Source organism: Streptomyces sp. G7(2002) (genome assembly GCF_028870195.1).
Classification (GTDB): Bacteria; Actinomycetota; Actinomycetes; order Streptomycetales; family Streptomycetaceae; genus Streptomyces; species Streptomyces nigrescens.
This window is the reverse complement of record NZ_CP102609.1, coordinates 2,924,751-2,947,964: the sequence shown is the minus strand read 5'-3', so window position 1 is coordinate 2,947,964 and position 23,214 is coordinate 2,924,751. Positions and strand designations below refer to the sequence as shown.

The 23,214-nt window shown below is 71.5% G+C and carries 22 protein-coding genes; 14 read left to right on the top strand and 8 right to left on the bottom strand.

Translation table 11 applies throughout. The features are described 5' to 3' along the window. Window positions 1–16: 16 nt before the first annotated feature. Window positions 17–1,813, bottom strand: a complete 1,797-nt coding sequence (locus tag NUT86_RS12090) for an AMP-dependent synthetase/ligase (RefSeq protein ID WP_018093500.1) — start codon at window positions 1,811–1,813, stop codon at window positions 17–19. A gap of 275 nt (window positions 1,814–2,088) precedes the next feature. On the opposite strand from NUT86_RS12090, the gene NUT86_RS12085 reads away from it, so the two are divergent. The 6 genes from NUT86_RS12085 (at window position 2,089) to NUT86_RS12060 (ending at window position 7,315) form a co-directional block, all read left to right on the top strand. Continuing rightward, window positions 2,089–2,865, top strand: coding sequence for a metallophosphoesterase family protein (locus NUT86_RS12085; protein ID WP_018093501.1), 777 nt, complete (start codon window positions 2,089–2,091; stop codon window positions 2,863–2,865). 215 nt (window positions 2,866–3,080) lie between these two features. Continuing rightward, window positions 3,081–3,563: an SRPBCC family protein gene (locus NUT86_RS12080; RefSeq protein WP_018093502.1), complete on the top strand. Its 483-nt coding sequence runs from the start codon at window positions 3,081–3,083 to the stop codon at window positions 3,561–3,563. A gap of 2 nt (window positions 3,564–3,565) precedes the next feature. Beyond that, window positions 3,566–4,768: an ArsA family ATPase gene (locus NUT86_RS12075; protein ID WP_018093503.1), complete on the top strand. Its 1,203-nt coding sequence runs from the start codon at window positions 3,566–3,568 to the stop codon at window positions 4,766–4,768. A 106-nt stretch (window positions 4,769–4,874) separates the two neighbouring features. After that, window positions 4,875–5,351 (top strand): DUF5304 domain-containing protein, encoded by a 477-nt coding sequence (locus NUT86_RS12070; RefSeq protein WP_274735078.1) that lies wholly within the window; start codon window positions 4,875–4,877, stop codon window positions 5,349–5,351. Between the two features lie 121 nt (window positions 5,352–5,472). Further along, the gene (locus NUT86_RS12065; protein WP_018093505.1) at window positions 5,473–6,414 is read left to right on the top strand and encodes an ROK family glucokinase; all 942 of its coding nucleotides are present in this window, start codon (window positions 5,473–5,475) and stop codon (window positions 6,412–6,414) included. A gap of 124 nt (window positions 6,415–6,538) precedes the next feature. Further along, window positions 6,539–7,315, top strand: a complete 777-nt coding sequence (locus NUT86_RS12060; protein ID WP_371874897.1) for an endonuclease/exonuclease/phosphatase family protein — start codon at window positions 6,539–6,541, stop codon at window positions 7,313–7,315. A gap of 1 nt (window position 7,316) precedes the next feature. On the opposite strand, the gene NUT86_RS12055 is transcribed toward NUT86_RS12060, so the two are convergent. Together NUT86_RS12055 and NUT86_RS12050 are read right to left on the bottom strand one after the other, a co-directional pair. Continuing rightward, the gene (locus NUT86_RS12055) at window positions 7,317–7,928 is read right to left on the bottom strand and encodes a hypothetical protein (RefSeq protein WP_159488529.1); all 612 of its coding nucleotides are present in this window, start codon (window positions 7,926–7,928) and stop codon (window positions 7,317–7,319) included. After that, on the bottom strand, window positions 7,915–8,712 hold the full coding sequence (locus NUT86_RS12050; protein WP_018093508.1) for an alpha/beta hydrolase: 798 nt from the start codon (window positions 8,710–8,712) through the stop codon (window positions 7,915–7,917). Before NUT86_RS12050 ends, NUT86_RS12055 begins: the two co-directional genes overlap by 14 nt. 162 nt (window positions 8,713–8,874) lie before the next feature. On the opposite strand from NUT86_RS12050, the gene NUT86_RS12045 reads away from it, so the two are divergent. The 5 genes from NUT86_RS12045 (at window position 8,875) to NUT86_RS12025 (ending at window position 14,088) form a co-directional block, all read left to right on the top strand. After that, entirely contained in the window at window positions 8,875–9,606 is a 732-nt protein-coding gene (locus NUT86_RS12045) for a lysophospholipid acyltransferase family protein (protein WP_018093509.1), read from the top strand. 55 nt (window positions 9,607–9,661) lie between these two features. After that, entirely contained in the window at window positions 9,662–10,981 is a 1,320-nt protein-coding gene (macS, locus tag NUT86_RS12040; RefSeq protein WP_446750759.1) for a MacS family sensor histidine kinase, read from the top strand. 43 nt (window positions 10,982–11,024) lie between these two features. Further along, entirely contained in the window at window positions 11,025–11,696 is a 672-nt protein-coding gene (locus tag NUT86_RS12035; RefSeq protein WP_018093511.1) for a response regulator, read from the top strand. Between the two features lie 201 nt (window positions 11,697–11,897). After that, on the top strand, window positions 11,898–12,926 hold the full coding sequence (locus NUT86_RS12030; RefSeq protein WP_274735072.1) for a 6-phosphofructokinase: 1,029 nt from the start codon (window positions 11,898–11,900) through the stop codon (window positions 12,924–12,926). Window positions 12,927–13,071: 145 nt separating this feature from the next. Beyond that, window positions 13,072–14,088: a 2-hydroxyacid dehydrogenase gene (locus tag NUT86_RS12025; protein ID WP_018093513.1), complete on the top strand. Its 1,017-nt coding sequence runs from the start codon at window positions 13,072–13,074 to the stop codon at window positions 14,086–14,088. On the opposite strand, the gene NUT86_RS12020 is transcribed toward NUT86_RS12025, so the two are convergent. Then, window positions 14,054–16,006 carry an anthranilate synthase family protein gene (locus NUT86_RS12020; RefSeq protein ID WP_274735070.1) on the bottom strand — a complete coding sequence of 651 codons (1,953 nt, stop codon included), beginning with the start codon at window positions 16,004–16,006 and terminating at the stop codon, window positions 14,054–14,056. The two genes, NUT86_RS12025 and NUT86_RS12020, sit on opposite strands and share 35 nt — an antisense overlap. Window positions 16,007–16,264: 258 nt before the next feature. On the opposite strand from NUT86_RS12020, the gene NUT86_RS12015 reads away from it, so the two are divergent. After that, window positions 16,265–17,608: a class II 3-deoxy-7-phosphoheptulonate synthase gene (locus NUT86_RS12015; protein WP_174876457.1), complete on the top strand. Its 1,344-nt coding sequence runs from the start codon at window positions 16,265–16,267 to the stop codon at window positions 17,606–17,608. Window positions 17,609–17,781: 173 nt separating this feature from the next. Next, the gene (locus tag NUT86_RS12010) at window positions 17,782–18,036 is read left to right on the top strand and encodes a (2Fe-2S)-binding protein (RefSeq protein WP_018093516.1); all 255 of its coding nucleotides are present in this window, start codon (window positions 17,782–17,784) and stop codon (window positions 18,034–18,036) included. 69 nt (window positions 18,037–18,105) lie between these two features. Here the strand turns inward: NUT86_RS12010 and bfr are convergent, their stop codons facing one another. Beyond that, complete coding sequence (gene bfr / locus NUT86_RS12005) at window positions 18,106–18,582, bottom strand: bacterioferritin (RefSeq protein WP_018093517.1); 477 nt, start codon at window positions 18,580–18,582, stop codon at window positions 18,106–18,108. 156 nt (window positions 18,583–18,738) lie between these two features. Here bfr and NUT86_RS12000 point away from each other — a divergent pair, with 156 nt between their 5' ends. Beyond that, a complete protein-coding gene (locus tag NUT86_RS12000; RefSeq protein WP_018093518.1) occupies window positions 18,739–19,362 on the top strand; it encodes a sulfite oxidase-like oxidoreductase in 624 nt (207 codons plus the stop codon). Between the two features lie 46 nt (window positions 19,363–19,408). Here NUT86_RS12000 and NUT86_RS11995 read toward each other — a convergent pair whose 3' ends face one another. From NUT86_RS11995 to pknB, 3 genes are all read right to left on the bottom strand, one after another. Continuing rightward, a complete protein-coding gene (locus tag NUT86_RS11995; RefSeq protein ID WP_274735065.1) occupies window positions 19,409–19,969 on the bottom strand; it encodes a DUF4396 domain-containing protein in 561 nt (186 codons plus the stop codon). A gap of 95 nt (window positions 19,970–20,064) precedes the next feature. After that, entirely contained in the window at window positions 20,065–20,964 is a 900-nt protein-coding gene (locus tag NUT86_RS11990; RefSeq protein ID WP_018093520.1) for a deoxyribonuclease IV, read from the bottom strand. Window positions 20,965–21,030: 66 nt separating this feature from the next. After that, the gene (pknB, locus tag NUT86_RS11985; RefSeq protein ID WP_274740454.1) at window positions 21,031–23,001 is read right to left on the bottom strand and encodes a Stk1 family PASTA domain-containing Ser/Thr kinase; all 1,971 of its coding nucleotides are present in this window, start codon (window positions 22,999–23,001) and stop codon (window positions 21,031–21,033) included. Between the last annotated feature and the right edge of the window lie 213 nt (window positions 23,002–23,214).

The window sequence follows — 23,214 nt, the reverse complement described above, 5'->3', positions numbered from 1 at the left end:
CGGGGGCCGGCCGCCCCTACGCGCGGTAGAGCGCCTCGATGTCCTCGGCGAAGTCCTTCGCCACCACGTTCCGCTTGAGCTTCAGCGACGGCGTGACATGGCCCGACTCCTCGGTGAACTGGGTCGGCAGGATGCTGAACTTGCGTACCGACTCGGCCTTGGAGACCGCCGCGTTGCCGTCGTCGACCGCGCGCTGGACGGCGGCCAGCAGCTGCGGGTCCTCGGCGAGCTGAGCCGGTGTCACCCCGGCCGGGTGGCCGTGCTCCTGGGCCCAGCGGGGCAGGAACTCCTCGTCGAGGGTGATCAGCGCGCCGATGAACGGCCGGCCGTCGCCGACGACCATGCACTCGGCGATCAGGGCGTGCGCCCGGATACGGTCCTCGATCACGGCCGGGGCGACGTTCTTGCCGCCCGCGGTGACGAGGATTTCCTTCTTGCGGCCGGTGATGGCGAGGTAGCCGTCCTCGTCGAGGGTGCCGAGGTCGCCGGTGTGGAACCAGCCGTCGGACAGCGCCTCCTTGGTGGCCGACGGGTTGTTCCAGTACTCGGTGAACAGGTGCTCGCCGTGCAGCAGCACCTCGCCGTCGTCGGCGATCCGGACGACCGAGCCGGGCAGCGGCTGGCCCACACTGCCGATCTTCTGCCGGTCCCAGGGGTTGAAGGCGGTGGCCGCGCAGGACTCCGTCAGGCCGTAGCCCTCCAGCACGGTGAAGCCGATACCGCGGTAGAAGTGGCCCAGGCGTTCGCCGAGCGGGGCGCCGCCGGAGATGGCGTGGGTGGCGCGGCCGCCGAGGACGGCGCGCAGCCTGCCGTACACGAGACGGTCGAAGACCTTGTACTTCAGCTTCAGGCCGAGCGACGGGCCTTCCGGGGTGTCCAGCGCGCGGCTGTAGGCGATCGCGACGTCCGCCGCCTTGTCGAAGATCTTGCCCCGGCCGTCGGCCTGCGCCTTGGCCCGCGCCGAGTTGTAGACCTTCTCGAAGACCCGGGGCACGCCCAGGACCAGCTTCGGCCGGAAGGAGGCGAGGTCGTCGGTGAGGTTCTTGATGTCGGGGGCGTGGCCCAGCTTGATGGGCGCCATCACCGCGGCGACCTGCACCAGCCGGCCGAAGACATGCGCGATGGGGAGGAAGAGGAGCACCGAGGACTCACCGGTGCGGAACAGCGGACGCAGCCGCTCGACGATGTTGCCGCACTCGGCGAAGAAGCTGCGGTGGCTGAGCACACAGCCCTTGGGGCGGCCGGTGGTGCCGGAGGTGTAGACGATGGTGGCCGGCGAGTCGGCGTCGGCGAGCGCGCTGCGCGCCTCCACCTCGTCGTCGGAGATCCCGTCGCCCGCGGCCTGCAGCCGGGCGAGGGCGTCCCGTTCGATCTGCCAGATGTTCGCCAGCTCCGGCAGCCGGTCGCGGACCGACTCGACGGTCGCCTCGTGGGTGGGGGACTCCACCAGGCAGGCCACCGCGCCGGAGTCGCCGAGGATCCACTGGATCTGCTCGGCGGAACTGGTCTCGTACACCGGGACGGTGATCGCGCCGGCGCTCCAGATGGCGAAGTCCAGCAGCGTCCACTCGTAGCGGGTGCGCGACATCAGACCGACCCGGTCGCCGGGCCCGACCCCGGAGGCGATCAGGCCTTTGGCGGCGGCGCGGACCTCGGCGAGGAAGGCGGCGGCGGTGACGTCCTGCCACTCTCCGTTCACCTTGCGTCCCATGACGGCAACATCCGGGTGCTGCGCGGCATTTCGGCGGATGAGATCCGTCAGATTGCCGTCCGCGGGGACCTCGTACAGGGCCGGAAGGCTGAACTCGCGCAAGACTGCTGCTCCTCAAAAGCGCCGGCGCCACGACGCTGTGTGTACACCGGCGGCGGTCCACGATCATGCAGGGGGGATTGGACTGCCCGGACGTTACCCATCGGTATCGCTGTTGGGATAGGGGGGAACGGCCAGATGTTCGATGCGTCACACGCTGCGGGACACGCCATGGGGACTGACCCGCGCAGACTAGACCAATGGGTAGGTGACCCGAAAGTAACGCCGGCTCCGGGCCCCGTCTCCCGGTGCCCGCGCGAGCGTTCTAGGGTGACGCCATGCGTGTGCATGTGGTCAGTGACGTACACGGCAACAGCCGGGACCTCGCGGCTGCCGGAGCCGGCGCCGATGCCCTGGTCTGCCTCGGTGACCTGGTCCTCTTCCTCGACTATGCCGACCACTCGCGCGGCATCTTCCCCGACCTCTTCGGCGTCGCGAACGCCGACGCACTGGTCGAACTGCGCACCGCCCGCCGCTTCGAGGAGGCCCGCGCACTGGGCCGCCAACTGTGGGGCGGACTGGACCGTACCGGCGTGAGCCGGGAGTCGGTCATCGAGGGCGCGGTCCGCCGGCAGTACGCCGAACTCTTCGCGGCCTTCCCGACTCCCACGTACGCCACCTACGGCAACGTCGACATACCGCGCCTGTGGCCCGAGTACGCCGGACCCGGCACCACCGTCCTGGACGGCCAGCGGGTGGAGATCGGCGGCCGGGTCTTCGGGTTCGTCGGCGGCGGTCTGACCACCCCCATGCGCACGCCCTACGAGATCAGCGACGAGGAGTACGCCGCCAAGATCGAGGCGGTCGGCGAGGTGGACGTGCTGTGCACCCATATCCCGCCCGACGTCCCCGAGCTCTGCTACGACACCGTCGCCCGCCGCTTCGAGCGCGGCAGCGCGGCCCTGCTGCACGCCATCCGCACCACCCGGCCGCGCTACTCCCTCTTCGGCCATGTGCACCAGCCGCTCGCCCGCCGGATCCGGATCGACGGTACGGAATGCGTCAATGTCGGCCACTTCAACGCGACCGGGACGCCCTACGTCCTGGAGTGGTGAGCCCCGATACCTCTGGTCATGAGCCCGGACAAGAGCGCCCGGCGGCCGCCCCGCCCCGTCGTTCCGGGCCTGCTGGTGTCCGCCCGCGTTCCCCCGCGCGGTAGCCTTCAGCAGCAGAGACAGCACGTCATGGGGCCTCCCCCGCTCGAAGGAAGCTGAGAGCCCGGGGGAGGAGTCGGCGGACCGGCATGGATCGGCATGGAGGAGTCACGGCGATGGCCGAACACACCAGCTCGAGCATCACGATCGAGGCGGCACCCGCCGAAGTGATGGGAGTGATCGCCGACTTTGACCGCTACCCGGAATGGACCGGAGAGGTCAAAGAGGCAGAGGTGCTCGCCAAGGACGACCGCGGCCGCGCCGAGCAGGTGCGCCTGCTGCTGGACGCCGGAGCGATCAAGGACGACCACACCCTCGCCTACACCTGGACCGGCGAGAACGAGGTCAGCTGGTCCCTGGTCAAGTCCCAGATGCTGCGCGCCCTCGACGGCTCCTACCACCTCTCCGCGCTCGGCAGCGGCGCGCGCACCGAGGTGACCTACCAGCTCACCGTCGACGTCAAGATCCCGATGCTCGGGATGATCAAGCGCAAGGCCGAGAAGGTCATCATCGACCGTGCGCTGGCCGGGCTGAAGAAGCGCGTCGAGAGCGGCCACGACGGCCCGCAGGCGCCCGCCGACGAGGCCAAGAAGCTCTGAGCGTGCGCATCGTCCTCGTCACGGGCTCCGGCGGCGCGGGCCGCACCACGCTCGCCGCCGCGACCGCCCTGGCCGGCGCCCGCCGGGGCGAGCGGGCCCTGCTGCTCACCACCGGGAGCAGCGCACCGGAAACGGTGCTGGGCACCCCCCTCGGCGCCGACGCCCCCACCCCGATAGCGCCCGGGCTGCACGCCCGCCGCATCGACCCCGGCGACCGCTTCCGCCAGGAGTTCCTCGCCTTCCAGGAGCGCGCCGGCGCCGCCCTCGACCTGCTCGGCGCCGCCCCCCTCGACGAGGACGAACTCACCGAACTCCCCGGCTCCGAGGACTTCGCGCTGCTGCACGCGCTGCGCGCCGAACACGCCTCGGACGACTGGGACCTCGTCGTCGTCGACATGCCCTCGGCCGACGAGACCGTCCGGCTGCTCGCCCTGCCGGCCCAGGTGCGCCGCTATCTGCGCCGGCTGCTGCCGCCCGAGCGGCAGGCGGCCCGTGCGCTGCGCCCGGTGCTCGCCCAGCTCGCCGGCGTCCCGATGCCGGCCCAGAAGCTGTACGACGCCGCCGAGCGCTGGGAGGCCGAACTCGCCGCCGTCCAGCGGACGATCGACGACCCCGGCACCTCCGTACGCCTGGTCACCGAGGCCGGCCCGGTCGCCGCCGCCACGCTGCGCACCCTGCGCGCCGGACTCGCGCTGCACGGCCGGCGCACCGACGGCGTGGTCGTCAACCGGCTGCTGCCCACCGGCTCGGCCGACCCGTTCCTCGCCGCGCTCTCCGGCAGCCAGCAGACCGCCCTCAAGGCGCTGCGCGAGGAATTCCCCGACCTGCCCGTCCACGAGGTGCCGCACCTGGGCCGGGACCCCCAGGGCGTCGACGAGCTCGACGAGTTGATCGGCGGACCGGCCGGCGAGATCGGCGCGGCCGCGCCCGCCGACGGGCCCCGCCCCGACCCCTGGACCGTCGAGGACCGGCTGGCCGCCGACGGCATCCTCGTCTGGCGGGTGCCGCTGCCCGGCGCCGAGCGCAGGGGCCTCGGCCTGGTGCGCCGCGGCGACGAGATCGTGGTCACCGTCGGCCGCTTCCGGCGGATCCGTACGCTCCCCTCCGCGCTGCGCCGCTGTACCGTCTCCGGCGCCGGACTGCGCGACGGCGCCCTGGAGATCCGCTTCACACCGGATCCGGATCTGTGGCCCAAGAGCGACTGAACGCGCTACCACCATTCGGGTAACGTCGAGGGTGGGCCCCGCCCCTATGTGCCCGTCCCGCACTGCTTCGCCGTACCGCCTCGCCGCAGGAGTCACGGAGTTCCTCATGAGTGATGCCACCGAGCGCCCCGCCGACCGCCAGGCCGAGCCCGATGCCGACGCCTGGGCGACCGCCTGCGCCGAGGACCTCGCGTCCGAGAAGGCCCGCCGCCGCACCGGCAGCGCCCCGGAGCCGGGCAGCGCTGCCGAGGAGCTGCGCAAGCTCGCCGAGGCGGTGACCGACAAGCTCGCCGGAATCCAGCTGCCCGGCGCGCTGGGCGGAATCGCCGCACAGGGCGCCGTCAACCAGCTGTTCAAGCAGGCCAAGGCGGCCGTCGAGCCGGTCATCGAGCGCAACCCCGACATCTTCGACCACCTCGCCGCGGCCGGCTCCGAGCTGCTCGCCGCCTACCGCTCCGCCGTCGAGGGCAGCGAGCGCCGCTGGACCCGTGACGACCTCGACGACCGGTCCGAAGGCCGCCGCGACGACGACCCGCGCGACGACGACGGCCCCACCGGCACCGAGCGGATCGACCTCGACTGAGCCCTCGGGGCCTTGGTGTACGGGAGGTGTCCCTCCCCCCACAGCCCGAAGAACGTGGGCGGCCCCCCTGCCTCCGGTACGGTGGGACTCGGCGGGGTTCGAGCGAAAAACTGAGGGACACATGGGACTCACCATCGGCGTCGACATCGGCGGCACGAAGATCGCGGCCGGCGTGGTCGACGAAGAGGGCTCGATCCTTGAGACGTGCAAGGTGCCGACTCCGCATGCCACCGATGCGCTGACCGAGGCCATCGCGGACGCGGTGCGCACCGTGGGGGCGGGCCATCATGTCGAGGCCGTCGGCATCGGCGCCGCCGGCTACGTCGACGAGAAGCGGGCCACGGTCCTGTTCGCCCCGAACATCGACTGGCGCCATGAACCGCTCAAGGACAAGGTCGAACAGCGCGTCGGCCTCCCAGTGGTCGTCGAGAACGACGCCAACGCCGCGGCCTGGGGCGAGTACAAGTTCGGCGCGGGCCAGGGCCACAGCGACGTCATCTGCATCACCCTCGGCACCGGCCTCGGCGGCGGCATCATCATCGGCAACAAGCTGCGCCGTGGCCGCTTCGGCGTCGCCGCCGAATTCGGGCACATCCGGGTCGTGCCGGACGGCCTGCTGTGCGGCTGCGGCAACCAGGGCTGCTGGGAGCAGTACGCCTCCGGCCGCGCCCTGCTGCGCTACGCCCGCCAGCGCGCCTTCGCCACCCCCGAGAACGCCCAGATCCTGCTGTCGCTCGGCGACGGCACCTCCGAGGGCATCCAGGGGCGGCACGTGAGTGAGGCCGCCCGCCAGGGCGACCCGGTCGCCATCGACTCGTTCCGCGAACTGGCCCGCTGGGCCGGCGCCGGGCTCGCCGACCTCGCCTCGCTCTTCGACCCGTCCGCCTTCATCGTCGGCGGCGGCGTCTCCGACGAGGGCGAACTCGTCCTGGGACCGATCCGCAAGTCCTTCCGCCGCTGGCTGGTCGGCAACCAGTGGCGGCCGCACGCCCAGGTGCTCGCCGCCCAGCTCGGCGGCAAGGCCGGTCTGGTCGGCGCGGCCGACCTGGCGCGCCAGGGCTGACCCGCCCCCGGGCCGTTCAGCGCCTGCTCATCCGTACGGCACCGTCCGTCGCGCCCCGTGGGGGTGCGGCGGACGGTGCTCTATCTTGGCCCGCGTGACCCTCCCGGTGAGAGGACCTGCCGCCGTGATCTCGCTCCCCGCCTCCGCCACCGAGCCCGGCCCCGCTTCCGGGGAACCAGGACCCGGCGGTGCGGCCGTGATCCGGGTGCTCAGCTACAACATCCGCTCGCTGCGCGACGACCGGGCGGCGCTGGCCAGGGTGATCCGGGCCTGCGCACCCGACCTCGTGCTGATCCAGGAGGCGCCGCGGTTCTTCCGCTGGCGCAAGGCCGCCGAGCGGCTGGCCCGCGCGGCCGGTCTGGTGTACGTCACCGGCGGCGGCACGACCGCGGGCCCGATGATCCTGTCCACCCTGCGCGCCCATGTGGAGCGTACGGAGGAGGTGCTGCTGCCCCGCACCCCCGGACTGCACCAGCGCGGTCTCGCCCTCGCCGTGGTCCGGATCGGCGGGGCCCGGCTCGGGGTGCTCAGCTGCCATCTCAGCCTCGCCGACCGGGAGCGCTACGAGCAGGCCGGGCTGCTGCTGGAGCGGCTGGCCGCCCTGGAGGTGCCGTACGCCGTCGCCGGGGGCGACCTCAACGACCGGCCGGAGGGCCGTAGCTTCCGCCGGCTGGCGGGGGCGCTCACGGACGCCTGGGCGGCCAAGCCGTGGGGCGGGGAGTTCACCTCCACGCCCCACGACCCGCATCAGCGGATCGACGCGATCTTCACCACGGAGGGCGTGGAGGTCCTGGGCTGCGGTGTGCCGCACGGGCTGGCGGGGGTACGGGAGGCCGACCTGCGGGCCGCCACGGACCATCTGCCGGTGCTGGCCGCACTGCGGGTGCCGGCCACCGGCTGACTCACACCACCGCGCCGCTGCCCGGCAGATCGTTGTCGTCCTCGTCGTCGTCCTTCATCCGGGCCACCAGGGTGGCGAAACCGCCGAGGAAGCCGCCGATGCCCAGGACCGTGATCCACCACGTCACCGGCTGCTGGAGGAGCACCATGGCCACCAGCAGCAGCGGACCGCCGACCACCGCGAGCCAGGCGAACTTGGTGGTGACATCGGCCTTCGGCAGCGGGGGCGGCTCGGGCGGGGTGAAGTGGCCCTCGTCGCTCTCGTCGAAGTCGTCGTCGGACGCTTTGGCGGCGCTCCAGTCGCGGGGCCCGACACCCGGCGCGAAGACGACGAAGCTGCCCGGACGCGCGGCGTCGCCGGTGCCGGACCCGTCGCCCGTGCCGTCTTTCCCGGCGGCCTCGGACGGTGCGGCGGCCTCGGGCTTCCCGTCCGTGGCGTCCGAGGCGTCCGCGGCGTCCTTCGCGGCCGAGCCGGAGGCCCCGGCCTCCCCGTCCCCGCCGTCACCGTCGCCCGCGGGGAACGACGGCTGCTCGCCGTAGCCCGCCACGATCTCGGCCCAGGCGGCCTCTTCGTCCAGCGGGTCCCGGGGGTCGCGGGGGCTACGCTCCGCCACTGGCCGCCGCCCCCTCCTGCGCCGCGCCCGCTCCCGCCTCCGGCGCGAGCCGGGAGATGAAGGCGAAGGTGTCCCGGAAGATCTGCTCGGCGTCGTGGTCCAGCGTCGCGACGTGGTAGCTGCGCTCCAGCAGCGTCTGCCGGACGTCCGTGGAGGAGACCCGGGCGAGGATCCGCTCGGAGTCCGCCGCCGGTACGACATGGTCCTGCGGGCTGGTCATCACCAGCAACGGCTGGGTGACGCCCGGGAGTTCGGAGTCGACCTGCTGGAAGAACCGGCGCAGCGAATGCGCGGCGTGCAGCGGCACCCGGTCGTAGCCGACCTCCTCGGCGCCGGGCTTGGCGATATCGCTGACCACGCCCTTGGTGGTCCGTACGAGATGGCGCAGCACCGGCAGCAGCGGCGCGGCCGCGTCATGGACCTTGTTGCCCGGGTTGACCACCGCCACCCCGCTGACCGCGTCGCCGTGCTTGGCGGCCAGCCGCAGCGCCAGCGCACCGCCCATCGACAGTCCGCAGACGAAGACCTTGCTGCAGCGCTCGGTCAGCGCGCGCAGTTCGCGGTCGACCTCGGCGTACCAGTCCTGCCATGTGGTGATCTGCATGTCCTGCCAGCGGGTGCCGTGACCGGGCAGCAGGGGGAGGGCGACCGTCAGTCCCCGGTCGGCCAGATATTCGGCCCAGGGGCGTACAGACTGGGGGGAGCCGGTGAAGCCGTGGCACACAAGGACGCCGACCTCTCCGCCGTCACGGCGGAACGGCTCGGCTCCGGGAAGGAGCGGCACCGGGGGACTCCGATCGATGAGGGGGTCTGGCGAGTTACCTCAGGGTACGCAAAGCGACGGCAGGCGGGTAGGTCCGACGACCGCCGCGGCGCGAGGGGGCCACCGGGGCAGGTTAAGGTCTTTGCGTCACACACAGGAGGCAGTGGGTTGATCTACGGCGCAATGAAGTTTTCCATCGGCGGGTCGCTGAAGCTTGCCTTCAGGCCCTGGGTGGAAGGCATCGAGAACATCCCCGCCGAGGGTCCGGCGATCCTCGCGAGCAACCACCTGTCCTTCTCGGACTCCTTCTTCCTGCCCGCGGTGCTCGACCGCAAGGTCACCTTCATCGCCAAGTCCGAGTACTTCACCTCGCCCGGCGTGAAGGGCAAGCTGACCGCCGCGTTCTTCAAGGGCGTGGGCCAGCTGCCGGTCGACCGTTCGGGCGGCCGGGGCGCCGGTGAGGCGGCGATCAAGAGCGGTATCGAGGTGCTGGAGCGCGGTGAGCTGTTCGGCATCTACCCGGAGGGCACCCGCTCCCCGGACGGCCGGCTCTACCGCGGCAAGCCGGGCGGACTGGCCCGGGTGGCGCTGGCCACCGGGGCGCCGGTCATCCCCGTGGCGATGATCGACACCGAGAAGGTGCAGCCGCCGGGCAAGATCGTGCCGAAGATGATCCGGCCGGGCATCCGTATCGGCAAGCCGCTGGACTTCACCCGCTATCAGGGCATGGAGGGCGACCGCTTCATCCTGCGGTCGGTCACCGACGAGGTCATGTACGAGATCATGAAGCTGTCCGGCCAGGAGTACGTCGACATCTACGCGACCGCGGCCAAGCGGCAGATCGCCGACGCGGCGAAGGCCGAGGCGAAGCAGCAGGCCGAGGCGGAGCAGGCCAAGAAGGCAGCCGCCGAATAGACGGGCAGGGCCGAGGCCGGGCGCGGGGGCGCCCGGCGAGGGGTGGGGGCCGGCAATGACGGATATGGAGACACGGACCGTGCGTGGCGGCCTGGCCGCCAAGGGCAGGAGCAAGCCGCCGACGGTGCTGCGGATGTCCGTCGAGCTGCCGCTGTGGCGTGCGCTCACCGGCTACCGGATCCTGACCCTCGTCTACGCCCTGTGCCTGGTCGGGCTCTCCTACCAGAAGTACGAGCACCCGCTGGGCGCCGCCGCCTACATGGGCGCGCTCACCGTCTGGATGGTGCTGACCTGGCGCCGGACGACCTCCGCTGAGCGCTGCACCCGGCACTTCCTGCTCGCCGACCTCGGCTTCGCCGTCGGCGGCATCCTGCTCACACCGCTGGTCGACACCCACGCCCGCATCATGGACGGCGCACCGACGCTGCCCTCCATCTGGACGGCGGGCGCCGTCCTCGGCTTCGCGATCAAGGGCGGCTGGCGCTGGGCCGCGGTGGCTTCCAGCGCCGTGGCGGTGGCGAATCTTGTCGAGCGCCAGGAGCTGGCCCGCGACACCGTCCACAACGTGGTGCTGGTGTGGGTGGCCAGCGTCGCCATCGGCTATGTCGTCGAGGTGGCCCGCGCCAGTGAGCGGACCCTCGCCCGTGCGCTGCAGATAGAGGCCGCCACCCGGGAGCGGGAGCGGCTGGCCCGGGACATCCACGACAGCGTGCTGCAGGTCCTGGCGATGGTGCAGCGGCGCGGCGCGGCGATCGGCGGAGAGGCGGCCGAGCTGGGCCGGATGGCCGGGGAACAGGAGGTCGCGCTGCGGACCCTGGTCGCCGGCGGGCTGGTGTCGCCGCCACGCGCTGCGGCGGCGACGGTGCCGCACCCGGCCGGCGAGGGCGCGGCGGACGACGCGGTGGCCGCCGCCCCGGCCGCCCCGGTCCCGGAGCCGGCCGGCGACGGGCCGTGCGACGTCCGGGCGTTGCTCGCGCCGTTCGCGGGTGCCGGGGTGACGTTCTCCGAGCCCGGTGCCCCGGTCGAGCTGCCGGCCGCCGCGGCCGCCGAGCTCGCGGCCGCTGTCAGTGCGGCGTTGGACAATGTCCGGGTGCATGCGGGGGACGGTGCCCGCGCGTGGATCCTGGTGGAGGACGAACCGCGGGCGGTGATCGTGACTGTCCGCGACGACGGCCCCGGCATTCCCGAGGGCCGGCTGGCGGACGCCGAGCGTGAGGGCCGGCTGGGGGTGGCCCTGTCGATCCGCGGCCGGCTGCGGGACCTGGGCGGTGCCGCCGAGTGGGTCTCGGTCCCCGGCCAGGGCACGGAAGTGGAGTTGACGGTCCCCAAGGGCACGGCGCCCGAGGGCGGTAGACGGGGGAAGGCGAGAGCGTGAGCAGCACGGAGCGGGACGAGGCCGCGCGGGACGAGGTGCCGGCATGAGTGAGCAGACGGGCCTGAAGGTCATGGTGGTCGACGACCACCCGATGTGGCGGGACGCGGTCGCACGGGATCTGGCGGAGGCCGGGTGCGAGGTGGTGGCGACGGCCGGCGACGGCCTCCAGGCGGTGCGCAGGGCGCAGGCCGCCTTGCCCGATGTGCTCGTCCTGGATCTCAATCTGCCGGGGCTGCCCGGCGTCCAGGTGTGCAAGGAACTGGTCGGCGCCAATCCGGCGCTGCGGGTGCTGGTGCTGTCCGCGAGCGGTGAGCACGCCGATGTCCTGGAGGCGGTCAAGTCCGGGGCGACCGGCTATCTGCTGAAGTCGGCGAGCACGGCCGAGCTGCTGGACGCGGTGCGGCGCACGGCCGCCGGTGACGCGGTGTTCACACCGGGCCTGGCCGGTCTGGTGCTCGGTGAGTACCGCCGGCTGGCGACCGAGCCGGCCCCCGCGACGCCGGACGAGCCGGGCGCACCGCAGCTGACGGACCGGGAGACCGAGGTGCTGCGGCTGGTCGCCAAGGGACTCTCGTACAAGCAGATCGCCGAACGGCTGGTCATCTCGCACCGCACGGTGCAGAACCACGTCCAGAACACCCTCGGCAAGCTCCAGTTGCACAACCGCGTGGAGCTGGTGCGGTACGCCATCGAGCGCGGCCTCGACGAGGCCTGACCGGCGGGAGCACCGGCCGGACCGGCCACGTCCCGGCGGGATGCGCTCGTCCGGGTGAACGCCCGGCATCAACTCCCCGATAAATCACCGACATCACCGTTTGTCCCATCCCTGAGTGACCCAGATCACCATTAGCGTGACCGGGGTCGGATCGAGCACGGCCGTGTGCGCGGCCACTGACGGGATGTAGGTGAAGCAGCGATGCGGGTCGGAGTACTGACCGGCGGCGGCGACTGCCCGGGTCTGAACGCGGTGATCAGGGGCATCGTCCGCAAGGGCGCCCAGGAGTACGGATACGAATTCGTCGGCTTCCGGGACGGCTGGCGCGGGCCGATGGAAGGCGACACGGTGCCGCTGGACATCCCGGCGGTGCGCGGCATCCTGCCGCGTGGCGGCACCATCCTCGGCTCCTCGCGGACCAACCCCTTCAAGGAGAACGACGGCGTCCGCCACATCAAGGAGACGCTCGCCAAGGAGGAGATCGAGGCGCTGATCGCGATCGGCGGCGAGGACACCCTCGGCGTCGCCGCCCGGCTCTCCGGCGAACACGCCGTCCCCTGTGTCGGCGTCCCCAAGACCATCGACAACGATCTGTCGGCCACGGACTACACGTTCGGTTTCGACACCGCCGTCGGCGTCGCCACCGAAGCCATCGACCGGCTGCACACCACCGCCGAATCCCATATGCGGGTGCTGGTCGTCGAGGTGATGGGCCGGCACGCCGGCTGGATCGCGCTGCACTCCGGCCTCGCCGGCGGGGCGAACGTCATCCTCATCCCGGAGCAGCGCTTCGACATCGAGCAGGTCTGCCGGTGGATCGACTCCCGCTTCAAGGTCCGCTACGCCCCGATCGTGGTCGTCGCCGAGGGCGCGATGCCCAAGGACGGGCAGATGGTGCTCAAGGACGACTCCACGGACTCCTTCGGGCATGTCCGGCTGTCCGGTGTGGGGGAGTGGCTGGCCAAGGAGATCGAGTCGCGCACGGGCAAGGAGGCGCGCACGACGGTCCTCGGGCACACCCAGCGCGGCGGCACCCCCAGCGCCTTCGACCGCTGGCTGGCCACCCGCTTCGGGCTGCACGCCATCGACGCGGTGCGCGACGGCGACTTCGGCAAGATGGTCGCGCTGCGCGGCACGGACATCGTCCGGGTGCCGATCGCGGAAGCCACCGCCAAGCTGAAGACCGTCGATCCGGCGCTCTACTCCGAGGCCGGGGTGTTCTTCGGCTGAGCCGGCCGCCCGCCGCTCCCGCCGCCGTCCGGAATCTCGGGCGGCACCGCCGGGCGAGGGGCCGTATATTCGCCATACGCGACATATCCGGCCCATCGCTCATGGGCGGGAGATTCTGGACCGGCGGAAGAACCCGGGAGAGCTCGTGGAGATCGTCGCCTTCGGCGTGCAGGCGGATGAGCAGCCGTTCCTGGAGAAGGGCTTCGCCGGCCGCCACCAGGTCCGCAGCCTGGATGTCTTCCTCAACCGTGACACCGCCCCCATCGCCCGCGGATACGAGATCGTCAGCTCCAGCGTCAACGCCGATCTGGGCGCGGACGTCCTGCAGACCCTCGCCGCGGGCGGGACGAAGATGATCGCCCAGCGCTCCACGGGCTTCAACAACATCGATCTGGAGGCCGCGGCCGACCTCGGGATGAGCGTCGGCCGGGTCGCCCACTACTCGCCCCACGCGGTCGCCGAATTCGCCTGGGCCCTGGCGCTCGCCGTCAACCGGAGGATCGTCCGGGCCACCAATCGCACCCGTAATTTCGACTTCCGGCTGGACGGCCTGATGGGCCGCGATCTGCGGGGGCGTACGGCGGGGGTGCTCGGCACCGGCAAGATCGGCGAGGCCTTCACCCGGATCGCCCATGGCTTCGGCATGAACCTGCTGGGCTGGGACCTGGCCGAGAACCCGCGCTGCGTCGCGCTCGGCATGAAGTACGTCGCCCGGGAGCGGCTGTTCGCCGAGGCGGACCTGCTCACCCTGCACCTCCCGCTGGTGGAGTCCACCCGGCATCTCATCGACGCCGCCGCGCTGGCCGCGATGAAGGACGACGCCATCCTGATCAACTCCAGCCGCGGCGGGCTCGTCGACACCGCGGCCCTCGTCGACACGCTCAAGGCCGGCCGGCTCACCGGTGTCGGCCTGGACGTCTACGAGGAGGAGGCCGCGTTCTTCTTCTTCGACAAATCCCTGGACATCATCAGCGACGACACCCTCGCCCGCCTGATGACCTTCGGGAACGTGCTGATCACCTCGCACCAGGCGTACTTCACCCAGGAGGCGGTGGGCCAGATCATCGAGGCCACCGTGGCCAATGTCGAGGACTACCTGGCCCACCGCACCAACGAGAACATGCTGGTCACACGAGGACAGCTGCCAGCAGCTGCGCGGTGACCGAGGCGCCGTCCAGCGTCAGCACCGACTCCGGGTGGAACTGCACCCCCGCGAAGCCCGGACCGCGCAGCGCATGCACCTCGCCGGTGGCCGCGTCCCGGCTCAACTCCACGCGGTGCATGGCGAGTTCGGCCGCGGTGGTGTCATCGCAGCGGGCCGTGAAGGTGTTGTAGAAGCCGACCGTCTCCGTACGTCCGAAGAACTCGATCCGCTCCTGCGCGCCCTGGAAGGGCACCTCCTTGCGGACGATCTCCAACCCCAGCTCCGCGGCGATCAGTTCATGGCCGAGGCAGACCCCCAGGAGACCGTGCCGGTGCCCGGCGACCAGCTCGGCGGTCAGCGACCGCAGAAAACGCATCTTGGGGTCGGCGGCGTCGGACGGATCGCCCGGCCCCGGGCCCAGCACGACCGGTCCCCGGTGCGCACAGGCGGCCTCGCGCAGCCCCGGCTCGTCGAAGCGGCGCACGGTCACCGTCAGCCCCGAGGTGCGCAACAGATGCGCCAGCATCGCGGTGAAGGTGTCCTCCGCATCGATGACCAGGGCGTGCCCGCTCAGCTCGGCGGTCGGCGCGGTGGTCTGCATCCGCAGCCAGAACGGCGCCAGATCGGCCCGGCGGGCGTCCAGCGCGGCCCGCACCCGCGGGTCGTCGGCCAGCCGCGGCGGCCGCTCCCCGGCCCCGGGGCGCGCGGGCGCCGCCCGGACACCCAGCGCGCTCAGCACCCCCGCGGCCTTGGCGTGGGTCTCGGCGACCTCGCTGTGCGGGTCGGAGGCGCGCACCAGCGTGGCGCCGACCGGCACCCGCAGCCGCCCTCCGGCGGAGATGTCGGCGGTCCGGATGAGGATCGGCGAGTCCAGCGTCTGCGCACCGCCCGCGTCCCGCCCGATCAGCGCCAGCGCCCCCGCGTAGTAGCCGCGCCCCCGGCCGTCACGGTCCGCCGGCTCATGCCGCTCGATCACCCGGCAGGCGTTCTGCACCGGCGACCCGGTGACCGTCGCCGCGAACATCGTCTCCTTGAGCACCTCGCGCACATCGAGGGTGGACCGGCCGCGCAGCTCGTACTCGGTGTGCGCGAGATGCGCCATCTCCTTGAGCCGGGGCCCGATCACCACACCGCCCTTGTCGCCGACGGTGCACATCATCTTCAGCTCCTCGTCCACCACCATGGACAGCTCCTCGACCTCCTTGCGGTCGTCGAGGAACGCCAGCAGGCTCTCGGCGGTGGGGCCGCCCTCCGGGTAGCGGTAGGTGCCGCTGATCGGATTCATCACGACCGTCCCCCCGGACATCCGGACATGCACCTCGGGGCTGGCGCCGACCAGCGTGCGGACCCCGGGACGGTGCACCACGTACGTCCAGTACGCGCCGCGCTCACCGGCCAGCAGCCGCCGGAACAGCGCCAGCGCGTCGGCCGCCGAGAAGTCCGCGATCTCGCCCTCGAACGTCCGGCGGATGACGAAGTTCGCGCCCTCGCCGGTGCCGATCTCGTCCCGTACCACCCGCCCGACGATCCCGGCGTAGGCGTCGTCGTCCACGTCGAACGCCCCGTCCGTCACCCGCACGTCATGGGCGGGCAGCGCCGCCAGCATCTCGTCCAGGGGCAGCTCGGCGGTCTCCCGGGGGCGCAGCACGGCCAGCGGTGTGCCGTCGTCATGGGCCCGGAAGCCGCGCTCGCGGATCTGCCGGAACGGGATCAGCGCGAGCGCGTCGGTCACCGGCGCGTCCGGCGTCCCGTCGCCCAGCGGGATGTCGGCCAGCCGCTCGACCTCGGTCACCTCACCGGTCAGCACCTCTACGGTGTCGGCGGCGTCCCGCCCCGGGGTGCGGCGGCGCAGCAGGGCGAACGGCGGGCAGGCGGGGTCGAGCAGCCGCTGGACGAGCGCGGCGGCGTCGGTGCGGGCGGGGGGCTCGCGGTGCATGGCGGGAGTTCCTTCCAGGAGAGGAGGAACGGCCGCCGGAAAAGGCTGAAGGCCGCCCCTCGGGCGGCCTTCGCGAAGTGTGGGAGTGCGCGCGAATCAGTGGGCCGCCGGATGAGCGGTCCACCACCAGTTCATGTTCATGGCCGGTCGCGTGCACATGGGGGGCACCCTACCGGACCGTCGGGGTGCCGTGTGTCTCACAGTCCGGATGCCCGGACGGACACCCTCGCGGGACCCCGTAATGTGGGGCTTGTGACCGTGAACGCTGAAACCCACGCCGGTGGCAACACCTGGCAAGACCTGCCCGCGGCGCAGCAGCCTGACTGGCCGGACCAAGAGGCTCTGCGCGATGTGATCGCGGAGCTCGAGTCCTATCCGCCGCTCGTCTTCGCGGGCGAGTGCGACCAGCTGCGCGAGCGCCTGGGAGCGGTCGCCCGTGGTGAGGCGTTCCTGCTTCAGGGCGGCGACTGCGCGGAGGCCTTCGACGCCGTATCCGCCGAGCACATCCGTAACAAGCTCAAGACGCTCCTCCAGATGGGCGCCGTCCTGACCTACGCCGGGTCCGTCCCGGTGGTCAAGGTCGGCCGGATCGCCGGCCAGTACAGCAAGCCGCGCTCCAAGCCCACCGAGACGCGTGACGGGGTGACGCTGCCGACCTACCGCGGCGACTCCGTCAACGGCTTCGAGTTCACCGAAGCGGCCCGGATCCCGGACCCGCAGCGGCTGAAGCGGATGTACCACGCCTCCGCGGCGACCCTGAACCTCGTGCGCGCCTTCACCACCGGCGGCTACGCCGACCTGCGGCAGGTGCACGCCTGGAACCAGGACTTCGTGAAGTCCTCGCCCGCCGGACAGCGCTACGAGGACCTCGCCCGCGAGATCGACCGCGCGATGAACTTCATGAACGCCTGCGGGGTGAACCCGGAGGAGTTCCGCACCGTCGAGTTCTACGCCTCCCACGAGGCGCTGGTCCTCGACTACGAGTCGTCGCTGACCCGGGTCGACTCGCGCACCGGCAACCTCTACGACGTCTCCGGCCACATGGTCTGGATCGGTGAGCGCACCCGTCAGCTGGACGGTGCGCACATCGAGTTCGCCTCGCGCATCCGCAACCCCATCGGCGTCAAGCTGGGCCCGACGACCACCGCACAGGACGCGCTGACGCTCATCGAGCGCCTCGACCCGGAGCGGGAGCCGGGCCGGCTGACCTTCATCACCCGCATGGGAGCGGACAAGGTCCGCGAAAAGCTCCCCGAGCTGGTCGAGAAGGTCACCGCCTCCGGCGCGCAGGTCGCCTGGATCTGCGACCCGATGCACGGCAACACCTTCGAGGCGGCCTCCGGTCACAAGACCCGGCGCTTCGACGATGTGCTGGACGAGGTCAAGGGCTTCTTCGAGGTCCACAAGGCCCTCGGCACGCACCCGGGCGGTATCCACGTCGAGCTCACCGGTGACGATGTCACCGAGTGCGTGGGCGGCGGCGACGAGATCTTCGTCGACGACCTCCACCAGCGCTACGAGACCGCCTGCGACCCGCGGCTCAACCGCAGCCAGTCGCTCGACCTGGCGTTCCTGGTGGCGGAGATGTACCGCGACCAGTGAGGCGGTCGGCCGCTGACCTGCACTGACGGTCAGGGAGACAACGACAGTGGGGCGCGGATCCTTGTGATCCGCGCCCCACCGCGTTGTGTAGGCCCTGCCGGGCCAGGTAAGGTAAGGGTTACCTCACTCAAGATCAGCCGGATCGGTGGGGCATCCCACCGGAGGTGAACCGCGTGTACGTCTGCTCTTGCTTCGGGATCACCGAGCAGCAGGTCCGCGACCACGCGGACACGGGCGCCTGCACGCCCCGCCAGATCGCCTCCGCCTGCAAGGCCGGCACCGACTGCGGCGGCTGTGTGCGCCGTATCCAGTCGCTGCTCGGCCGGGGGGACTGCCCTCGCCGTGAGCTCATCGACAGCGGTGCGCCCGAACCGCTGGGCGCGGAGGCGGACGCAGTGGTGCCCGCGGCGCTTTCGGAGGCCGCGTAGCCCTCAGGGCGCGGGTGATCTCCCCGTGCCGGCCGGGCCGTCGCGGAGGGTGGCCGTCAGGCTGTTCGCTCAGCTCGGCTGCTCGATGACCTGGGCGATGTAGAGCGCCTCTCCGAGCTTCTCGATCAGTTCCAGCTGGGTGTCGAGATAGTCGATGTGGTGCTCCTCGTCCGCGAGGATGTCCTCGAAGATATTCGCCGACGTGATGTCGCCCTTGTTGCGCATCAGCTCGATACCGCGCTTGAGGCGGTCGATGGCCTCGACCTCGATCTGCCGGTCGGCCTGGAACATCTCGGTGACGGTCTGGCCGACCCGTACATGGAACAGCCGCTGGTAATTCGGCAGACCGTCGAGGAAGAGAATCCGGTCGGTGAGGATCTCCGCGTGCTTCATCTCGTCGAAGGACTCGGAGCGGGTGTACTTGGCGAGCTTCGTCCAGCCGAAGTTCTCCTGCATCTTGGCGTGCAGGAAGTACTGGTTGATCGCGGTCAGCTCGGCGGTCAGCTGCTCGTTGAGGAATTCGATGACCTCGGGGTCGCCCTGCATGGCTGCGGGCTCCTTCCACGCGAGAACTGGGCAGGTGCCGCGCATCCTCGCACCGCCCGGAGTGGGGCGTCCAGTAAGTGCATGCTTAGTACGAGTTGCCCGAATCCCTCCCTCCCTGGTCATCGGCACCCCTTCCGGTCTGACAACATGGAGGGCATGGGTCAGCCGGAAAGCCGCGAAGAGGAGCCTCCTGAGCTGCCTCCGGGGCAGCGGCTCCAGCGGGGCTGGCCGGTGACGCATTACGGGCCGGTGCCGAAGTTCCGGGCCGAACGCTGGGAGTTCCGGGCATTCGGCGCCACCGCCGACGACGCGAAGCACTGCTGGTCGCACGAGGAATTCACGGCCCTGCCGTACAGCACGGTCGTCGCGGATATGCACTGCGTGACGAAATTCAGCATGCTGGGAGCCGAATGGGGCGGGGTCCGCACCCGGACGATCCTGGATCTGGCGCCGCCGGCGCCCGATGTCACCCATGTCATGGTGTGGGCCGAGTACGGCTTCAGTTCGAATTTGCGGATCGAGGATTTCGCCGCGGAGAAGTGCCTCTTCGCCACCCATCGCTCCGGTGAACTGCTCACCGCGGAGCACGGATTCCCGGTCCGTCTGATCGTGCCGCATCTGTACGCATGGAAAGGGCCCAAATGGGTCCGCGGTATCGAATACATGCGGGCCGACCGCCGCGGCTTCTGGGAAGAGCGCGGCTACCACAATCTGGGTGACCCGTGGCGTGAGCAGCGCTACTCGTACCAGGAAGAGCCCGGCGACGGCCCCGAACTCTGAGCCGCACACCCGGGCGGGTTCATCCCGTGCCCGGCGGAGTCCGTGATCAGTGGTGGTACCGGTGCACCACCGCATGCCCCTTGCCGCGGCCGATCATCCACTTGTTGACCGGCGTGGTCACCACGAAGGCGAGCACCAGGGACGCGGCCAGCACACCCCAGAACAGTGCGTCCGAGAGCTGGGCGTCCATGGCGCTCGGCCAGAGCGCGATCACGCCGTTGTCGATCAGCTCCATGACCGCGATGGAGAGCGTGTCGGCGGCCAGCGCGACCCGCAGCGCCACCCGGAAGCCGACGCCCGCCGCCAGGACGCCGCGCACCGTGAGCGCATAGCCGAAGACGAAGGCCAGCACGATGGCCAGGACCATCGTCGGAACGTTGTGCCAGTTCAGGGCCGTGCCGATCACCATGCCGAGGATCTCGCCGACGGCGCAGCCGGTCAGACAGTGCAGGGTCGCCCGCGCCGCCGGTGCCCAGCCGGCCGGGCCGGGGGCGGGGTGCCCGGCGGGTGGCGCATGGCCGGCGCGGTCCGGGTGGCCGGTGCCCTCCGGAGCGCCGGCCCGCTCGCCGGGTGCGGCCGTCCGGTGCTCGTGCGGTGCGCGGTCCATGGCATACCCCCAACGCGAGGTGACGGTCCCTGCCCGACGACAAGAACCAGGTACCCCCTACGGATTCCCTTTCCCGCCAGGGGGCACCGGCAGGCTCAGGGCGCGCGCAGCTCCTTGAGCCGGGCCACGTCCGCCGCATGGCCCTCCTTGCCGCCCGGCGTCTCGACGACCAGCGGCACCCCGGCCGTCGCCGGATGGACGAACAGCTCACCGAACGGCTCCGCACCGATGTGACCTGCGCCGATGTTCTCGTGCCTGTCCTTGTGGGCGCCGACCACGTCCTTGGAGTCATTGGCGTGGATCAGCTTCAGCCGGCCTTCGCCGGTGACCTCCACCAGCTCGTCCAGCAGCGCCTTCATCCCGCCCGGCGCCGCCATGTCGTGCCCGGCGGCGAACGCATGGCAGGTGTCGAGGCAGACCCCCAGCTTGGGGTGCCGGTCCAGCGCGTCGAAATACGGCCCGAGGTCCTCGGCCAGCGCACACAGCGACGCGCCCTGCCCGGCCGTCGGCTCCAGCAGCAGCCAGGGGTCGTCCGGGTGCGTCAGCTCCTCCAGCAGCGGCCGCATCCGCTCCCTGACCTGCGCCATCGCCGCCGCACGGGGCCGTCCGCCGGTCGCCGAGCCGGTGTGCACGACCACCCCGAGCGCCCCGATCTCCCGGCCGCGGCGCAGTGAGTGGCGCAGCGACGCCACGGACTTCTCGACGGTCGCCTCGGTGTGCGAACCGAAGTTGATCAGATACGGCGCATGGACATACGCCGGAATCCCCTGCAGGGCACAGGCCGCCCGGAACGCCTCGTCCTGTTCGGGGCTGCCGGGGGTCGTCGCCCAGCCGCGCGGATTGGCCACGAAGACCTGTACGACCTCGTCGCCCATCTCGCGGGCGTACGGAATGCCGGCCTTCGCCAGGCCGCCGGCCACCGGCACATGGCCGCCGACCGGATTACGGGCACGGGCGCGCTGCTCGGCGCCCTTCGGGGAGGGGGAGGTACTCACCCTCCCAGGGTGCCAGGTGCGCCACGGCCGCCGTCCGCCGGACGGCGGCCCCGCCGCATCAGGGCGCTACAGCGCGCCCTTCATCTTGATGGTGATGGTGCCGCCCTTGGGCGCCTGCTTGCCGGCCTCCACGGACTGCGAGTCGACCTCGTCCTGCGGGAAGAGGAACGGCTTGTCCACCTCGACCTGGAAGCCGAGATCCGTCAGCTGCTTCTTGGCGTCCTCTTCGTTCTTGCCGGTGACATCCGGGACCGCGACCATCTCCGGGCCCTTGGAGAGCGTCAGAGTGACCGTCTCGCCCTTGCCCATCTTCTTGCCCTCGGCCGGCGTCTGCCGGGCGACGGTGCCCTTGTCCTGGGTCGAGTGGACCGGCTCGTCGGCGAAGCGGACCTTGAGGCCCGCCGCACGCAGGGTTTCCGCGGCGTCCGCGCGCTCGCTGCCGAGCACCCCGGGCGCCTCGACCTCGGCGCCCCGGCTGATGGTCAGCGCCACCGCCGTGTCGGGCCGCCGCTTGCTGCCCGCGACCGGGTCCGTACCGATCACCGAGCCCCTGGCGACCTCCTCGCTGAACGCCCGCTTCTGGGTGCCCGGGATCAGCCCGAGGTCCCGCAGCTTGCGCTTGGCGTCGGCGACGGGGGTGCCCGACAGATCCGGGACGGTGACGATGTCGGGGCCCCTGGAGACGGTGATCGTGACCGTGCCCGTACCCCGGATCTGCTTGCCGTTGGCCGGATATGTCTTCATGACATGGCCACGGTCGACATTCGAGCTGAAGCCGCGCACCACCTTCACGCCCAGGCCCTCGTCACGCAGCGTCTTCTCGGCCTTGGCCTGCGGCATGTCCAGGACCGCGGGGACGGTGGTGAACTGACCGGCGTTGATGTACCAGACGCCCGTGCCCGCCCCCAGGAGCAGCAGCACCGCCGCGATGATCGTGGCCAGCCGGTGCCGCTGCAGCAGCCCGCCGCGGGGCGCCGCGGACGCCGCGGGCGCCGGCACCGGACGCAGCCGGGTCGTCTGCTCCGACGGCGGCACCTCCAGCCGGCTGGTGCGGTTCAGCTCCGCTTCGTCCGTCCCCGGCAGCGGCGGCTGTACGCCCTCGGGGCGGGGTATCACGTCCGTGCGCTCCGAGCCGTCGCCGAGGCCGCCCGCGGGCACCTCCCTGGCCTGCGGCGGCACCACATCCAGCTGGGCATCGGTCAGCTGCGCACGGGTCTCCTGCGCCCGGGACAGCATCGCCACCGCGTCCTGCGGGCGCTGCTGCGGGTCGCGGGCGGTGGCCAGCGCCACCAGCCCGTCCAGCTGCGGCGCGAGACCGGGCACCAGCCCCGACGGCGGCAGCACGTCCTCGTGCAGATGCTGGTAGAGGATCTGCGCCACGGAGCCGCCGGTGTGCGGCTTACCGCCGGTCAGCATCTCGTAGAGCACCACACCACAGGCGTAGACATCGACCCGGGCGTCCGCGGTGCCGTGCTCCATCTGCTCGGGGGCCAGATAGGAGACGGTGCCCAGGACGGATCCCGTCGAGGCGGTCGTGTTCGTGTCCACCGCACGCACCAGACCGAAGTCGGCGACCTTCACCCGGCCGTCATCGCCGATCAGGACGTTCTCCGGCTTCATGTCCCGGTGCACCAGCCCGGCACGGTGCGCGGCGCCCAGCGCGGCCAGGATCGGCTCCAGGATGTCCAGCGCGGCCCGCGGCTGCAGGGCACCCCGCTCGCGCAGCACATCGCGCAGCGTGCAGCCGGCGACGTACTCCATCGCCAGATAGACGTACGTACCGTCCGTGCCCTGGTCGAAGACGCCCACCACATTCGGATGCGACAGCCGCGCCACCGACTTCGCCTCACGGATGAAGCGGTCGACGAACGCCGCATCCGTGGCGAGGGTGGGATGCATCACCTTCAGCGCGAGCAGACGGTCCAGCCGGGTGTCCACGGCCTGGTACACCGTGGCCATACCGCCGGCGGCGATGCGCGCCTGAACGCGGTAGCGGCCGTCGAGCAGCTGGCCCACGAGCGGGTCCTGAAGGGTCATATCCACGGCAGACGAGTGTATGGCCTATAGCGTCTGCCCACGATTTTGGCTGTCCCGCCGGTTCGCTGCGCTTTGCCTCGGGCCCACGTTTTTGGCTTTCTCGCCGTGGCGCCTGCGGCGGGCGGGGTCCGCTGCGCGGGGCTGTTGGGGTGCGGTGACGGGCCTGCGCGGGTGGGGGTGTCCGGACTGCTTCGCTTTACGTCCGGACACCCC

Excerpts from the sequence above, each read along its gene's own strand:
- pknB (WP_274740454.1), bottom strand. The coding sequence starts at position 23,001 with ATGACCCTTCAGGACCCGCTCGTGGGCCAGCTGCTCGACGGCCGCTAC.
- NUT86_RS12020 (WP_274735070.1), bottom strand. The coding sequence starts at position 16,006 with ATGCACCGCGAGCCCCCCGCCCGCACCGACGCCGCCGCGCTCGTCCAG.
- NUT86_RS12000 (WP_018093518.1), top strand. The coding sequence starts at position 18,739 with ATGGGTCAGCCGGAAAGCCGCGAAGAGGAGCCTCCTGAGCTGCCTCCG.
- NUT86_RS12030 (WP_274735072.1), top strand. The coding sequence starts at position 11,898 with ATGCGGGTCGGAGTACTGACCGGCGGCGGCGACTGCCCGGGTCTGAAC.
- NUT86_RS12080 (WP_018093502.1), top strand. The coding sequence starts at position 3,081 with ATGGCCGAACACACCAGCTCGAGCATCACGATCGAGGCGGCACCCGCC.
- NUT86_RS12065 (WP_018093505.1), top strand. The coding sequence starts at position 5,473 with ATGGGACTCACCATCGGCGTCGACATCGGCGGCACGAAGATCGCGGCC.
- macS (WP_446750759.1), top strand. The coding sequence starts at position 9,662 with ATGACGGATATGGAGACACGGACCGTGCGTGGCGGCCTGGCCGCCAAG.
- NUT86_RS12045 (WP_018093509.1), top strand. The coding sequence starts at position 8,875 with ATGAAGTTTTCCATCGGCGGGTCGCTGAAGCTTGCCTTCAGGCCCTGG.
- NUT86_RS12035 (WP_018093511.1), top strand. The coding sequence starts at position 11,025 with ATGAGTGAGCAGACGGGCCTGAAGGTCATGGTGGTCGACGACCACCCG.
- NUT86_RS12085 (WP_018093501.1), top strand. The coding sequence starts at position 2,089 with ATGCGTGTGCATGTGGTCAGTGACGTACACGGCAACAGCCGGGACCTC.
- NUT86_RS11995 (WP_274735065.1), bottom strand. The coding sequence starts at position 19,969 with ATGGACCGCGCACCGCACGAGCACCGGACGGCCGCACCCGGCGAGCGG.
- NUT86_RS12070 (WP_274735078.1), top strand. The coding sequence starts at position 4,875 with ATGAGTGATGCCACCGAGCGCCCCGCCGACCGCCAGGCCGAGCCCGAT.
- bfr (WP_018093517.1), bottom strand. The coding sequence starts at position 18,582 with ATGCAGGGCGACCCCGAGGTCATCGAATTCCTCAACGAGCAGCTGACC.